Source organism: Anoxynatronum sibiricum (assembly GCF_039414295.1).
Lineage (GTDB): Bacteria > Bacillota > Clostridia > Peptostreptococcales > Tindalliaceae > Anoxynatronum > Anoxynatronum sibiricum.
The window spans coordinates 117,693-130,669 of record NZ_JBCITM010000010.1; the positions used below are offsets into that span (position 1 = coordinate 117,693).

Consider the following 12,977-nt stretch of genomic DNA (forward strand, 5'->3'; position numbering starts at 1 on the left):
ATAGGGTGAATACCCCATCTGGAACATTCACTAACATAAAACCCAAAAGAAAAGCACCTGTTCCCAAAACGGAAACAGGTACTCAGACTGTCGATAAACCACGATGAAGGCAAGGGACTTGTCTTCATCCTCAGACGCAGAATAAGTGCTGTAAGGCTGTTTATGCCAGATGAATCCAATTGTTTTTCAGACCGTGGAGCACCGCCTGGGTGCGGTCGGTGACACCACACTTTTGAAAGATGCTGGTCAAATGATTTTTAACGGTTTTTTCACTGATAAATAGTTTTTGGGCAATATCCCGGTTGCTCAGCCCCAGGGCCAGTTCCTGGAGAATCTCCAGCTCCCGCACCGTCAACCGGTCGGGGTCCGGCTCCTGAACAGCGCTGGAGAGCCTGTTCAGCTCTTTCAACACTTTTCCCATGAGCACCTGGGGAATATAGGATTCTCCCCGACATACCTGATGAATGGCATTCACCAGTTCATCGGGTCGCACATCTTTCAGCACATAGCCTGAAACCCCTGCCCTGATCAACTCCACCAGATACTCTTCCTGATCATGAATGGTCAGCGCAATGATGGGCAGTTGGGGGTGATGCGCCCGGATTTTCTTCACAGCAGTGATGCCATCCACCCGGGGCATATTGATATCCATGAGAATCACATCTAAATCCAGGGTGAGGGCTTTGTCAATGGCTTCCTGTCCATTCTCTGCTTCGGCCACAACGCGAATGGTGGGTTCCAGGGATAATACCTTCATCAGACCCTGGCGAATCAGCGCATGGTCATCGGCGATCATGACTCGAATGACCGGTTCCTCAACTGCTTTCATGCTGTTCACCACCTTGCTTCCTTCTTTCATCAGCTTCTTATCTTCTCTTATCTTCTTAACTTCTCTCTTTTTATAAGCTTCATCCAGTGGCTTCTTCCATTTTCTTCAATGAACGTCTTCGTGTCTCTTCTGCCCTCAGCTGCTTCATGCTTCTGCTCCATTTTCCCCCTCAATGGGAATGGATGCCAGCACCTGAGTGCCTTTGCCCGGCGCCGAACGAATATCAAATTTTCCCTTCAGCAAGTGTACCCGTTCACCCATGCCGGTGAGGCCAAAGCTGACTCCCTGCTTTTCCTCACGCACCTTGGCCATGTCAAAGCCGCGACCGTTGTCCCGCACCATGAGGTTGATGCGGTCTTTATGATACTCAATGGTGATCACCACCTCTGGCGCTCCCGAGTGTTTGCGGGCATTGGTGAGGGATTCCTGAATAATGCGAAAAAGAGCGATTTCAAGAGAGTTATCCACCCGTTGCTCCCGCCCCATCACGTTCAGTTCCACATGAATCTGGTAGTCTTCCATGTACTGTTCTGTATACCGCTTTACAGCGGCCAGCAGCCCCAGGTCGTCCAAAGACATGGGGCGCAGGTCAAAGATGATTTTTCGCACATCCTCCAGGCTGCCCCTCACCAGCCACATAAGGTCCTGAAGTTCATCCCGCACCTGGTCTGGGTTCACATCCATCAGCTTCAGGCAGAATTCTGCCCGCATCACAATGTTGGCGAAGCTCTGGGCCGGCCCGTCGTGAATGTCCCGGGCCACCCGGCGGCGTTCTTCTTCCTGTGCTTTGATGATGGAGAGTCCCACATTGTTGGTATGCTGCACTTCTCCCAGTTGGTTGAAGTATCCTGTCAAATCGTGGGTGAGGAGCTTCAGGGCCATGCTGATACTGCTGATGAGATCTTCCGATCGTTTTTTGGCATTTTCCAGAGTGCGCAGGTTCTGTGCCAGATGATCCCGCTGCAACCGCAGGATTTTTTCTGTCTCCCGCTTCTGCATCAGCTCCATCATTTTCTCATGGGCGGCATCATAGGTTTCCTTGATGGCCTCTTTGCTGTACCGGTTAAAATCCCGGTTCACCACCATCAGCTGGTTTCGCAGTTTACGGGATTCATCTTCCAGGCGATCCACTTCGCCAATCACCCGGTCAATGCGAATTTTGATGTCCAACAGCTGCCGCAGGCACCGATCATACTCATCGCGCACATCTGTTTCCAGTCTGAAAAGATCTGCTTTTCCCCGCTCTACGGCCTCAATGGTGTTGGCGATGACATTTTCAAGTTTCTTCATATCGAACACGGGAATCGCCTCCGGCATCATGCGTTCAAGTTGGTGGGTTCCCTGCCTTACGATCGTTCGTCTTTCACCTGGAACTGGTTCAGGAAAGTTTGCAGTTTTTGAGATACCCGGGTCAGCCGCTTGCCGCTGGAGAGAATTTCCCGCAACCACTCCTGCTGCTTATCGACACTCCATGAATCGTCTGCTGCCGCCATGGTTTCTGACCGGTTGACAATGAGTTTGGAGGCATAATCCATTTCTTCCACCGTCTGATAAATGGAGCGGAATAACACGCCCAGCTGGCGATTCATCAGGTTAAACCCTTCTGCCAGATGCCCCAGCTCATCGGCTGCCGCCGGCTCCAGTTCGCCTGAGAAGTCTCCCACCGCTGCCTGTTCAGTGGCAGTGAGCAGCTGTTTCACCGGTTTGCCCACCGATTTCACAATGATGACTCGAATGAGCACCAGGCTCACCAGCACCACGCCCACAAAAATTTTCACCCACTGAAGGGCACTTTCCATGAGAAACTGCTGGGCGGGCAACAGGTCGGTGGTGAAATGCAGATAGGCCGCTGTCTGACCCAAGGCATTCGCCAGAGGAACCACAAAGAGAAGCACCGGCCGGTCGCCGGTTTCGCTGGTGGTTTGCTGTACCTGCAACACACCCTGCTCCACGGCGGCACTCAGCGCCCTTGATTGCATGTGATTCCCCAGACGCTCCTGCTGGTCATGGGCCATCATCTCCCCTTTTACATTAGTTACGTAAACCTGGGTGATTTTAGGGTCCTGTTTCATGAACGAAATGACAGACAACATGGGTTCGGTGTCACTTGCTGTCATGGCATTTTCCATGATTTCGCCTGCAAACATGGCAATGGACTTCCCTTGCCGTGTTTCCTGTTGGATTAATACCCTTTGATTCATAAAATATGTCATGGTTCCCATCCCCAGCATTAAAAATGTGATGAGCAGGGTGATGGTCATGCTTACTTTAAAGGTGAGCGAAAAGCCTTTTCGTTTTTTGACAGTCATGCGTTTCATCAGATTCCCTCTTTTCTTATAATCAGATCAATGACATCCCCCGGCTGAATCCCCAGCCGACGAGCCTTGCCGGCAGCCATTTCCAGCACCCGGCAGGCACCGGGCATTTTCTGGCCCCAAGTATTGGGGGGGAGGGTGTCAGCCACCTGCAGCACCCGGTTGTGATCATCGAGAAAGAGTGCGTCAATGGCATACCCCATTCCCCAGGTGTGAATGCTGCTGCAGGGTTCCAGCAGCAGACCGGTATCCGCCGGCAACTGCCGGGTACCCAGCAGCCCTTTGAGGCGGCTGAAAAAAGTATTGGCATGGATGACCCGCGCCACAGGTGTGATGATTCTCTCCGCCATTGATCTCCCTCCCCGATTTCCAAGACTACTCCTTACCAGATCCCTTATCTTCATCGCATTTGACACTTTTATTGGAACACCCGCATGATCTGCAGCACGGCCGGCCCTAACAGGACAATGAAGATGGCGGGGAAAATGAACATCACCATGGGAATCAGCATTTTGATGGGCGCTTTCATGGCGGTTTCTTCCGCCCGCTGCCGCTTTTTCTGCCGCATTTCCTTTGACTGGATGCGCAGCACGTTGCCAATGCTGATGCCCAGCTGCTCCGCCAGTACGATGGAGCCCACAAAGTTGGAGAGGCTGTCCACGTTCAGCCGGGCGGCCATGTCTTTCAGGGCATCCCGCCGGGATTTGCCCATTTTGGTTTCCCGGAGCACCGTGAGAAATTCATCGGACAGCAATCCGTTGGTTTTCTCCACGATTTTCATGAGAGCCCCTTCAAATCCCAAACCGGCTTCCACACTTACTGTCAGTAAATCCAACAGATCGGGCAAAGCCCGCTGCACTTCATCCCGCCGGCGGCGCACCCGCCCCGAGAGCCAGGAGTCAACGATGAACCAGCCAACAAAGAACAGGGGCACCATCATCATCACTGCCTGCCAGACCGGCCGGCCTGTCTGCTGAAAAAAGATCCAGCAAAGCCCTGCAAAGGCAAGGGCCAGAAGGGTTTTGATCACCATCCACTCCCGGGCATTCAGGTTGCCGGGACGGCCGGCCTCCATCACCTTTTTATCCAGATCTGCCTCCCGGGTGAAGGGAATCACTGCCAGCACCAGGTTGGCAGATTTCCCCAAAACCGGCCGAAACATCCGCTGGTAAAGCGGCGCTGACAGTTCCTGTTTGCGAATGGGCACTTCCTTTTCTCCCAGTACATGATCCATACGCTGGGACATGCGCATTTTTTCTCCAAACACGGCACGGTGCAGCAGCAGAAACAGGGTTCCCGTCATGCCAAACACTCCCGCCATGGTCACGGCCACAAACATGTTCATTCCTCCTCCACCGCTCCTGTCAAAGGCAGACTACACCCGGATACGGACAATCTTTCGAATAAAGAGAAAACCCACCATCTCACCGGCCACTGCCATGAGCAGCATCACCCGGCCCACCGGGTGGGTGATCAGCTCCATCAGGTAGCTGGGGTTCACCAGCAGCATGAAAAAAGCCAGTATCACCGGCAGAAACCCGATGACCATTCCCGACAGCCGGCCCTGGGCCGTGAGGGTTTTAATTTCCCCCTGCAGTCGCACCCGCTCCCGAATGGTTTCGGCAATTTTATCCAGCACCTCTGCCAGATTGCCCCCCACCTGCCGCTGGATGAGTACCGCGGTGATCACCAGATCCAGGTCATCGCTGTTCACCCGTCGGCTCAGGTTCTGAAGGGCCCGCTCGGTGGAGGCTCCCAGGTTCACTTCCCGGAAAGTGCGGCTGAACTCTTTGCTGATGGGTTCAGGCATTTCCTTGCGCACCATGTCCATGCTCTGCATGAAGCTGAAGCCTGCCCGCAGGGAGTTGGACATGATGGTGAGGGCATCGCAGATCTGGGCATTGAAGCTGGTCAGCCGCCGGGCCCGGGCCCGCTTCACCAGAAAGAAGGGAACAAAGAGCATGATGGCGCCGGCGGCCAACCCCACCAGGGGATTCAATGTGGCACCGGAGAAAAACAGGAAGGTGATAAGCATGCTCACCAGGGCCAGGGCCATGAACTCGCCGCCGCTGAGGGGCACGTCGGATTCTTCCAGCTGTTTGTCCATGCCCCGGCCCATGCGGTTCAACAGCCCCAGGCTGCCAAAGGCTGCCAGCAGTTTTCGGGGCAGGTCTTTGGTGTCTTCCTTTCGATTGGGAGCCGTCCCGTCTTCACTGCCGCTGATGGTTTTTACCCGTTTGGCCACACTGGGGCCGACGGGCTGCCGGGCCTGGTGCAGCCCCAACACCAGCAGAAAGCCGGTGAGAAAAATCAATATGGATAACATGGTTGGATTCATGAGGACACCGCCTGTCTCTGATACTAAAAAATGGATGGGTTGAAAAGGGTATGGGGCAGTTGAATCCCATTGGATTCCAGCATTTCAGTGAACTTGGGTCGAATGCCGGTGGCCACAAATTCTCCCATGACTTTGCCCCGTTCATCAACACCGTGTTGTTTGAAGAGATACAGGTCTTGCAGGGTGATCACATCCCCCTCCATCCCCTGTACTTCGGTTAAGTGGGTGATGCGCCGGGAACCATCCCGCAGGCGGCTCTGGTGAATGATCAGGTCCACCGCCGAGGCAATCTGCTCCCGAATGGCCCGCACCGGCAGGTCCATGCCGGCCATGAGCACCATGGTTTCCAGCCGGGAAATCATATCCCGGGGGGTGTTGGCATGGCCGGTGGTGAGGGAACCGTCGTGGCCGGTGTTCATGGCCTGGAGCATATCCAGCGCTTCGCCGCTGCGCACCTCTCCCACCACAATGCGGTCGGGGCGCATCCGCAGGGAGTTTTTCACCAGGTCACGAATGGTGACGGCTCCCTTGCCTTCAATGTTGGGCGGGCGGCTTTCCAGGGTGATGACATGGGGCTGCCGCAGCTGTATTTCCGCCGCATCTTCAATGGTGACAATGCGGTCACTGTCGGGAATAAAGGAGGACATCACGTTCAGCGTGGTGGTTTTACCACTGCCGGTGCCTCCTGAAACGATGATATTCAGCCGCCCCTTGACGCAGGCATCGAGGAATTCAGCCATCTCCCGGGTGAGGGTGCCAAAGTTGATCAGGTCTTCCACGGTGAAGGGATCGGTGGCAAACTTACGAATGGTCACCGTGGGGCCGTTGAGGGCCAACGGGGGGATGATGGCATTCACACGGGAACCGTCGGGAAGGCGGGCATCCACCATGGGACTGCTCTCGTCGATGCGCCGGCCAATGGGAGCCACGATGCGTTCAATCACATTGAGCACATGGTCGTCATCCCTGAACCGCACCCCGGTGAGCTCCAGCTTTCCGTTCCGCTCGGCGTACACCATGCGGGGGCCGTTGACCATGACTTCGCTCACGGCTTCATCCTGAAGCAGGGGATTGATGGGGCCATAGCCGATGATTTCATCCACCATTTCCTGCTTCAGCCGCAGCCGGTCCATCCGCAGGTGCACCTCGGTGCCGGTTTCCTGCACCAGCTGGTCCACCAGCTCTTCAATGCGCTTGACCACGGCTTTTTCCGAATCCTGCTCTGTTTCCTTTTCATCGGGCTTGGCGTTTTTCAGCTTGTCCACAATTTTGCCGTGAAGCTCATGCTTCCAGGCCGCATGGGGGTCTGCCAGTTCCACCAGATTTTTCGGCTGCTGTTCTTCCTGGCTGCGGTCTTTTTCTTTTTTCTTTTCCAGCTTTTGTAATAATGACATGCCCCATCACTCCTAAAAGTTAAACAAACGGTTAACGACCATTTTATTCTTTCGGCTGCTGCGGCTCTTGTCGCCTTCCAGCAGGTTCAGTTCTTCCATCAGGTTCATCACACTGATGGACACACCGGCATTGGGCTGGCTGATGACAAAAGGCTGGCCCTTGTTGATGGCGGTGCGCACCACCCGCTGGTCTTCAGGAATGGCGGCGGTGAGGTGGGTGTCCAATGTGGTTTCCAGGTCTTTCACCTTGATGCCTTCCCGGTTCTGCTGGTTCAGCACAATACTGGTGCGGCCGGCATACTTGAGGGTGGCGAAAATTTCCCGTGCCGATTTCACATGTTTCAGGGTGGTCAGTTCCTGGTTCAGCATCAGGGCAATCACATCGCTGGCATCCAGCACATTGAGATTGATGTCGCTGTAAGAAGGCGCCGTATCCACCAGAATGTAGTCATAATGATTCCGCAGGATTTTGAGAATTTTTTCCACATGGTCGGCCTCCACCAGTTCTCCCTGCTCGGGGCTGGAGGGGGCGGCCAGAATCTGAACCCCGGTTAGATGGGGTACCATGTAGCTTTCAATGAGGCCCAGATCCATCCCGTTTTCATCCTGCACCAGGTCGGCAACACTGCCCTTGGCTGCCACGTTCAGCATTACTGAAACGTCGCCGGAGGCCAGGTCCAGGTCAATGAGAGCCACTTTTTTCTGCGTCTGCCGGGCCAGTGCCACGGCCAGGTTGCAGGCCAGGGTGGTTTTTCCCACGCCGCCTTTGGTACAGAAAAAGCTGACAATCTTGCCTTTTTTGGCGTAGCGTTCCTGGGTGGTTTCCTTCACCGGTGCGCCGCCGCCAAACTGCAGGTTGCGCCGCTGCTGGCTCTGGTGCACCCGGCGAATGGTTTCTGCCAGTTCGGCAGAGGTGAGGGGTTTCACCATGTATTCCCGGGCACCGGCGGCCATGGCCTTGCGCAGGTACTCCTGTTCTCCCTGAATGGAGACAATGATGATGGCCGATTCAGGCACCTTCATGGAAATTTCCTCCGTGGCACCGATGCCGTCGAGACCGGGCATGTTGACATCCATCAGAATCACATCCGGCTTCAGATCCATGGCCAGGGCCACGGCTTCGTGGCCGTCGCCGGCTTCGCCCACCACTTCCATATCATCTTCAAAATAAAGCAATCGCTTGATATCTTCCCGTGTATTGGCGATATCGTCTGTCACCAGAACCCGAATGGGTGTCATGGGATTTCCTCCTTCTCTTGGCTGGTTCACTTTTTTGGCTGGTTTAGCGCATTAATCCTTCCACACCCACCATGGGAATCACCACCACCCGGTCATCCTCCGGCGAACGGAGAGACAACTGAATGCTGCCGTACTGAATGGCCAGGGCAATTTGCTGGGCTTCTTCCGGTGCCACCATGAGGGTGACGGTTTCCGGTTCTCCCGGTTTGTCTGCCCCGCTCACCATGCGGGCATCAATGGCCAGTACCGGCACATGATGAATGATGGTGGAGGTGGCGGTGTAGGTTTTTTCATCGGTGCTGCCGGTTTCCGGGTTGCGGGTTTCCACTTCGTAGCGGAAGGTGACCAGCACATCCACCAGGTCGTTGACTTCCAGAAGCCCGTGGAGGGCACTGACATACCCCACTGGAATGGAAACGGCCCGTTTGCCCTCTGCCACCTTCACTGCCAGGCCTCCCTGCTGGTCTTCCCGAGACATGAGCTTTTGGGTCATCACCTGCTCACCGGGGAAAATATCACTGCGGGCCAGCTTGCCCACAGCGTCTGCCGGGTCCAGAATGGCACCGGGCATCACATACTCCACCGGCACTTCCACAAATTCCAGCATGCTTCCCTGAATGGTGGCCCGGGCAGGAATGGTTTGCTTGGCGGTGGCCACCTGAGTGTAGTTACCGGAAAGCTGGTAGGTGGCTTCCACGGTGCGCATGTACTGAAAGGCTCCAAAGGCGGCAATGGCGCCAAAGAGAATGGCCAGCAATAAAATCAGTTTATTTCTCATGGTTTGCACCTGCTCTCTTATTGAATCAGTCTGGCGGCTGCCAGCCCATAATAGTCCTGGTTGAGGTCGGTTTCATATTCCATGCCTTCCGGCGGAACACGTTCCAGAAAATAGCCTTTCACATTGTTCTTGTTGCCGCTGCCTTCCACCTCCTGGGCGAAAAAGGCGGCAAATCCCACCACAATGACAGTGGTTCGTCCCTGAAGTGTCTGGGGATCATAGATGGGCACAATCATCACCCGGCTGCAGTTGGGTTTGTAATTTTCGTGGGTGCAGGCTGGTGAATGCTGGCACTGGTTGATGCGATAGTTCACCCCGGTGGTGGTGGGACCAGACATGTTTCCCGGTTCTGTGGGAATCTCATCCCCCACCCGAATGATGCCGTTGTAGCCATATTTGATGTTATTCTCGTAGGATGCTGCTCCCGGAAGTCCCAAGGCCAGAGCGCCGTAGTTGCCCGGGCCGTAATCATCCTTTGACCCGGCTTTCAGGGTGTACAGTGTGTTGTAGGTCAGTTCCTGTTCGGGAATGCCGAAGGGCACGATGCCCCTGCCGCCGCTTACCGCGCCGTACTGGGCGGTGGCACTGGCAGTAACGGTGCCGCTGGAAACGCCGATCACCGGCCCGAAGACAAAACTGCGGTCACGGGTGGCGGTGACGGTGATCTGGCGGCTCTGTTCCCCAAAGGTGACGGTGACTGCCGATGCTTCCACGTCATTGTAAGCGGCGTAGCTTTTGGCAATGGCTTCAGCCACCGTCGTCTGAGGCAGCTCCCGGGCACCGGCCAGGGCAGCGGCATCCACTGCATTCACCAGGCGGCTCTTCTCAAGCCGCAGGGCTCCCAGGTCAATGACCAGGGCACTGAAGCCAAAGGCAGCCATGAGAAAAACGGCGAAGAGCACCAGCACCGACCCCTGCTCTTGTTTCAGCAGGCCTGTCATCCAACGTTTCATCCGAGTTTTCATCTGATTTTTCATCCGGCGTTTCAAATTCAGTTGTGTGTGAAGGGGGGTTCCCCCCGTCATGCTTTTTTCCTTCATCGCCATCTCACTCCCTGCGCATGGTAGCCGATGCCGTCAGGGGCACCGGGTTGGGCAGATAATCGCCGATGAGGGGGGTGATCAGCGGCATGTTGTAGCGAATTTCCACCGTCACCGGTACCCCCGGCGGCCGGCTTCCCTCAGCGGGGGTGATGCTGAGAATCTGCAGCCGGGTGTCACTTTCTGCCAGAGTGACGGCCTCCCGAATGCGGGCTTCGATCTCTGCATCATTCTTGCCAATGGCCGCCACCCGCACCCCCTCCCGTACCCCGCTGGTGACGGTGATGTACGAGTAGAACACCCGACCGAACTCCACGGTGCCAAAAAGCAGCAAGACGATGATGGGTAAGATCAGCGCCAGTTCCACCAGTGACTGGCCATTTTCCTTTTGAAATCCTTTCATGGATCCGTTCCTTCGTCGTTTCATGCTTTTCCCACCTTTACCCCATAAAATATGCCAGAAAAGTACCTGCCGAAATGGCAATGCCATACGGAAAAGCGATGGCCCGGGGATGCTGCAGGGTTTCCAGCACCGCTCCCCGGGGAATCATCAGCAGCAGTGACATCAGAGCGGTTCCCAGCCGGCGGAAAGTCTCTCCCATGGCCTTCTTGTGGGCCAGCAGTACCAGGGCGATGATACCCCCGGCCAGGGCTGTCATGAGAAAGGCCTGAAACACAAAAGCCGGCCCCTTCAAAAGGCCAATGACACCCAGCAGCTTCACGTCACCGGCTCCGATGCCCCCCATCATGAAGGGAATCAGTAGCAGCCCCATCCCTGCCAAAAGCCCAAGGATGCTGGCAGCCAGGCCGGATAAGCCCTGCCCCAGCGTGTTGGCCGCGAGCCCCAGCAACAGCGCCGGCAGCAACACCTTGTTGTAAATCTTTTGTTCCTTCAGGTCGGTGACAAGGCAAATGATCACGGTGACCAGCAAGATCACATCTGTGGGTTTCATGGGTCTTCCATCCTTTCCCTGGTAGAAAAAGGACCCTGAGCCAGATTGTCAGGGTCTTTCTCCATTGGCTTCATGTTCATCCTCTGAAGCGAATTATTGCAGTTCGTCAGCCACTTCCTGCATTTTGGTGCCAACACCGCTGCCCAGAGCGATGAGTGCGCCGATGACCACTACAGCCACCAGTGCCAAAATAAGTCCGTATTCCGCCATGCCCTGTCCGCTTTCGTCTTTTACCAATGCCATCATTTTTTCCATCATGTTGTTGACCTCCTCATTTTTTCCTTTGTTTTTGAACCCGTCTCGCGACTCAAATCCCATCAATCAAAAAGTTCTGTCGTCCTGATGAATGATTCCCGAAGGCTGTTTCCCAAAGCTCCCAGCGCTGTGAGTACCGCCAGAAAAACAAAAGCGAGAATCAGGGCATATTCTGCCAGTCCCTGGCCAGATTCCTCCATCAGCAATTTCATCATTGGTTTCAGTGGGCGTCACCTCCAGATTTCCTTTTTCGATGTGGTGAATGATTTCATTATACGGGGGATTAAATCGACGCACATGAATCATTTGTCTGGTTTGAATAAAAAAACAAGTCCCAATCAGTCTGGGACTTGCGGTGATTTCGTAGGACCTTTGGTCCTGGGTCTGTTGATTATAGGTACACCTGCTGCATTTTTTCCAGCCGCTGTTTCATTTCATCTCTCAAGCTCGGCGGTTTCAACACTTCAACCCCTTCACCCTGACTCAACAGCCACATGACAATTCCTCTTCCAAAGGTTTTTGCCTGTATCACATACACCCCTTCCTTTTCTTCCAGCACTTCTGCATGGGGAAGCCGGTCAAGTACAGCTTCCACCGACTCTCCCCTGAAGCGAAAAGTGATGGTTTGAAGGTTGCCGCCCTGCATAAACTGCACCAGTTTTCTGAACTCACCTTCGCTGAACCGATCACGGTAGGCCACCCGAAAATGCTTCGGCAGAATGGTGTATTCCTGAATTCTGTCTAATCGATAGATTGCCGGAAACTCATAGTCTTTTCCGGCAATCATGGCCACCAGATAAAAATAGTATTCCGAAAAGAGAAGGCCCTGGGGTTCAACGTTTCTTTTCACTGGTTCAGACTCGATTTTGCCCCTTGGGCCAATTTTAGTGTACTCGATTTCCATGATATGCTGTTCTTTGATGGCTTGAGAGATTTCCCAGATACGGGTAATAAGCGATTGCCCATGCTTTGGTTCTACATAGCCATTCATTTCACTTTGAAGGGTTTTTTTAATCATGCCCCGATCTTCAGCAGTACATTGTTGCATGAGTTTTTGAAGCAAGCTGTTAACTTCCACCTGGTTAAAGCCTCTACTTTCCAAGAGGACTTTTGAAATGGCTAACACATCTTCCCGGGACAGGTGGGCTGCTTGGGTATCTGCCAGCACGTAGCCCTTCTGCTGACGGCTATAGGCCACATGCATTGTCTTTTCTTCTGCCAGAAAACTGTTGATATCCTGAATGTATCGAGTGATGGTTTTGGTGCTGACCCCCAATCGAAGAGCCATTTCTTCCCGATTCACCACGTTTCTTGCCATGAGGGTTTCGTAAAGATGCAGCAAGCCATAGGGCTTATCTCCCTTGATTTCCATGGTATCCTCCCTCTTTATTATTCATAAATATTCTTCCATTTACTCTTGTTTTCAGGGGGCATCATTTTCCTCCTCTGCAGCTTCGTTTTTCAACTATACTTTTGAAGGAGGCCTCTAACAACTACCCTAACACTATCTTACAATAAAACATGACACAACTATGTTCTGAAAATATGCTGAATCACTGTATCGAAAGCACAAAATCTTTATCAGACAGCAAGGATAACTCTTCACGGCCCACATCATCAATACTTACAACTCTTCTTGCATGGTTCATAACCAAATCATCATAAATATTCCTCGCCATTCGTCCGTTCGCGAAATTTTCATTTTTATTTGTATTTGGTAATCTAAAAATACAATAAATGGCAATCAGAAATACAAAAAAGTAATTGCCAGCGCAAACCTTAAACAATACCCTATTAAGTGACTAAGCTTATAGGGAGGAAAGGAAGTGCTGACAA

Annotated in this window: 16 protein-coding genes; all 16 read right to left on the reverse strand. The window is 53.7% G+C overall.

Going from position 1 to position 12,977, the window contains the following annotated elements; translation table 11 throughout:
• Positions 1 to 160: 160 nt before the first annotated feature.
• Positions 161 to 829: a response regulator gene (locus AAIG11_RS11020; protein ID WP_343186302.1), complete on the reverse strand. Its 669-nt coding sequence runs from the start codon at positions 827 to 829 to the stop codon at positions 161 to 163.
• A 144-nt stretch (positions 830 to 973) separates the two neighbouring features.
• Positions 974 to 2,119, reverse strand: coding sequence for a sensor histidine kinase (locus tag AAIG11_RS11025; RefSeq protein WP_343186320.1), 1,146 nt, complete (start codon positions 2,117 to 2,119; stop codon positions 974 to 976).
• Between the two features lie 56 nt (positions 2,120 to 2,175).
• A complete protein-coding gene (locus AAIG11_RS11030; RefSeq protein ID WP_343186303.1) occupies positions 2,176 to 3,147 on the reverse strand; it encodes a HAMP domain-containing protein in 972 nt (323 codons plus the stop codon).
• Positions 3,147 to 3,494, reverse strand: coding sequence for a DUF192 domain-containing protein (locus AAIG11_RS11035; RefSeq protein ID WP_343186304.1), 348 nt, complete (start codon positions 3,492 to 3,494; stop codon positions 3,147 to 3,149). The genes AAIG11_RS11030 and AAIG11_RS11035 overlap by 1 nt, the downstream gene beginning before the upstream one ends.
• Before the next feature lie 68 nt (positions 3,495 to 3,562).
• On the reverse strand, positions 3,563 to 4,483 hold the full coding sequence (locus AAIG11_RS11040; RefSeq protein WP_343186305.1) for a type II secretion system F family protein: 921 nt from the start codon (positions 4,481 to 4,483) through the stop codon (positions 3,563 to 3,565).
• 36 nt (positions 4,484 to 4,519) lie between these two features.
• Positions 4,520 to 5,482 carry a type II secretion system F family protein gene (locus AAIG11_RS11045; protein WP_343186306.1) on the reverse strand — a complete coding sequence of 321 codons (963 nt, stop codon included), beginning with the start codon at positions 5,480 to 5,482 and terminating at the stop codon, positions 4,520 to 4,522.
• 23 nt (positions 5,483 to 5,505) lie between these two features.
• A complete protein-coding gene (locus AAIG11_RS11050; RefSeq protein WP_343186307.1) occupies positions 5,506 to 6,876 on the reverse strand; it encodes a TadA family conjugal transfer-associated ATPase in 1,371 nt (456 codons plus the stop codon).
• Between the two features lie 12 nt (positions 6,877 to 6,888).
• The gene (locus AAIG11_RS11055; protein ID WP_343186308.1) at positions 6,889 to 8,115 is read right to left on the reverse strand and encodes a CpaE/TadZ family protein; all 1,227 of its coding nucleotides are present in this window, start codon (positions 8,113 to 8,115) and stop codon (positions 6,889 to 6,891) included.
• A 43-nt stretch (positions 8,116 to 8,158) separates the two neighbouring features.
• Positions 8,159 to 8,893 carry a Flp pilus assembly protein CpaB gene (cpaB, locus tag AAIG11_RS11060; RefSeq protein WP_343186309.1) on the reverse strand — a complete coding sequence of 245 codons (735 nt, stop codon included), beginning with the start codon at positions 8,891 to 8,893 and terminating at the stop codon, positions 8,159 to 8,161.
• Positions 8,894 to 8,910: 17 nt separating this feature from the next.
• Entirely contained in the window at positions 8,911 to 9,933 is a 1,023-nt protein-coding gene (locus AAIG11_RS11065; RefSeq protein ID WP_343186310.1) for a pilus assembly protein TadG-related protein, read from the reverse strand.
• A 7-nt stretch (positions 9,934 to 9,940) separates the two neighbouring features.
• Entirely contained in the window at positions 9,941 to 10,360 is a 420-nt protein-coding gene (locus AAIG11_RS11070) for a TadE family protein (RefSeq protein ID WP_343186311.1), read from the reverse strand.
• A 13-nt stretch (positions 10,361 to 10,373) separates the two neighbouring features.
• On the reverse strand, positions 10,374 to 10,886 hold the full coding sequence (locus AAIG11_RS11075) for an A24 family peptidase (RefSeq protein ID WP_343186312.1): 513 nt from the start codon (positions 10,884 to 10,886) through the stop codon (positions 10,374 to 10,376).
• A 93-nt stretch (positions 10,887 to 10,979) separates the two neighbouring features.
• Positions 10,980 to 11,144, reverse strand: coding sequence for a Flp family type IVb pilin (locus AAIG11_RS11080; RefSeq protein ID WP_283410115.1), 165 nt, complete (start codon positions 11,142 to 11,144; stop codon positions 10,980 to 10,982).
• 59 nt (positions 11,145 to 11,203) lie between these two features.
• Positions 11,204 to 11,353, reverse strand: a complete 150-nt coding sequence (locus tag AAIG11_RS11085) for a Flp family type IVb pilin (protein WP_343186313.1) — start codon at positions 11,351 to 11,353, stop codon at positions 11,204 to 11,206.
• 179 nt (positions 11,354 to 11,532) lie between these two features.
• Positions 11,533 to 12,513 carry a helix-turn-helix transcriptional regulator gene (locus tag AAIG11_RS11090; RefSeq protein ID WP_343186314.1) on the reverse strand — a complete coding sequence of 327 codons (981 nt, stop codon included), beginning with the start codon at positions 12,511 to 12,513 and terminating at the stop codon, positions 11,533 to 11,535.
• Positions 12,514 to 12,694: 181 nt separating this feature from the next.
• Positions 12,695 to 12,928: a hypothetical protein gene (locus AAIG11_RS11095; protein WP_343186315.1), complete on the reverse strand. Its 234-nt coding sequence runs from the start codon at positions 12,926 to 12,928 to the stop codon at positions 12,695 to 12,697.
• Between the last annotated feature and the right edge of the window lie 49 nt (positions 12,929 to 12,977).

Coding starts and splice junctions, on each gene's coding strand:
- cpaB (WP_343186309.1), bottom strand. CDS start 8,893: ATGAGAAATAAACTGATTTTATTGCTGGCCATTCTCTTTGGCGCCATT.
- AAIG11_RS11025 (WP_343186320.1), bottom strand. CDS start 2,119: ATGAAGAAACTTGAAAATGTCATCGCCAACACCATTGAGGCCGTAGAG.
- AAIG11_RS11040 (WP_343186305.1), bottom strand. CDS start 4,483: ATGTTTGTGGCCGTGACCATGGCGGGAGTGTTTGGCATGACGGGAACC.
- AAIG11_RS11070 (WP_343186311.1), bottom strand. CDS start 10,360: ATGAAACGACGAAGGAACGGATCCATGAAAGGATTTCAAAAGGAAAAT.
- AAIG11_RS11050 (WP_343186307.1), bottom strand. CDS start 6,876: ATGTCATTATTACAAAAGCTGGAAAAGAAAAAAGAAAAAGACCGCAGC.
- AAIG11_RS11045 (WP_343186306.1), bottom strand. CDS start 5,482: ATGAATCCAACCATGTTATCCATATTGATTTTTCTCACCGGCTTTCTG.
- AAIG11_RS11075 (WP_343186312.1), bottom strand. CDS start 10,886: ATGAAACCCACAGATGTGATCTTGCTGGTCACCGTGATCATTTGCCTT.
- AAIG11_RS11090 (WP_343186314.1), bottom strand. CDS start 12,513: ATGGAAATCAAGGGAGATAAGCCCTATGGCTTGCTGCATCTTTACGAA.
- AAIG11_RS11080 (WP_283410115.1), bottom strand. CDS start 11,144: ATGATGGAAAAAATGATGGCATTGGTAAAAGACGAAAGCGGACAGGGC.
- AAIG11_RS11020 (WP_343186302.1), bottom strand. CDS start 829: ATGAAAGCAGTTGAGGAACCGGTCATTCGAGTCATGATCGCCGATGAC.
- AAIG11_RS11035 (WP_343186304.1), bottom strand. CDS start 3,494: ATGGCGGAGAGAATCATCACACCTGTGGCGCGGGTCATCCATGCCAAT.
- AAIG11_RS11030 (WP_343186303.1), bottom strand. CDS start 3,147: ATGAAACGCATGACTGTCAAAAAACGAAAAGGCTTTTCGCTCACCTTT.
- AAIG11_RS11085 (WP_343186313.1), bottom strand. CDS start 11,353: ATGAAATTGCTGATGGAGGAATCTGGCCAGGGACTGGCAGAATATGCC.
- AAIG11_RS11065 (WP_343186310.1), bottom strand. CDS start 9,933: ATGAAGGAAAAAAGCATGACGGGGGGAACCCCCCTTCACACACAACTG.
- AAIG11_RS11055 (WP_343186308.1), bottom strand. CDS start 8,115: ATGACACCCATTCGGGTTCTGGTGACAGACGATATCGCCAATACACGG.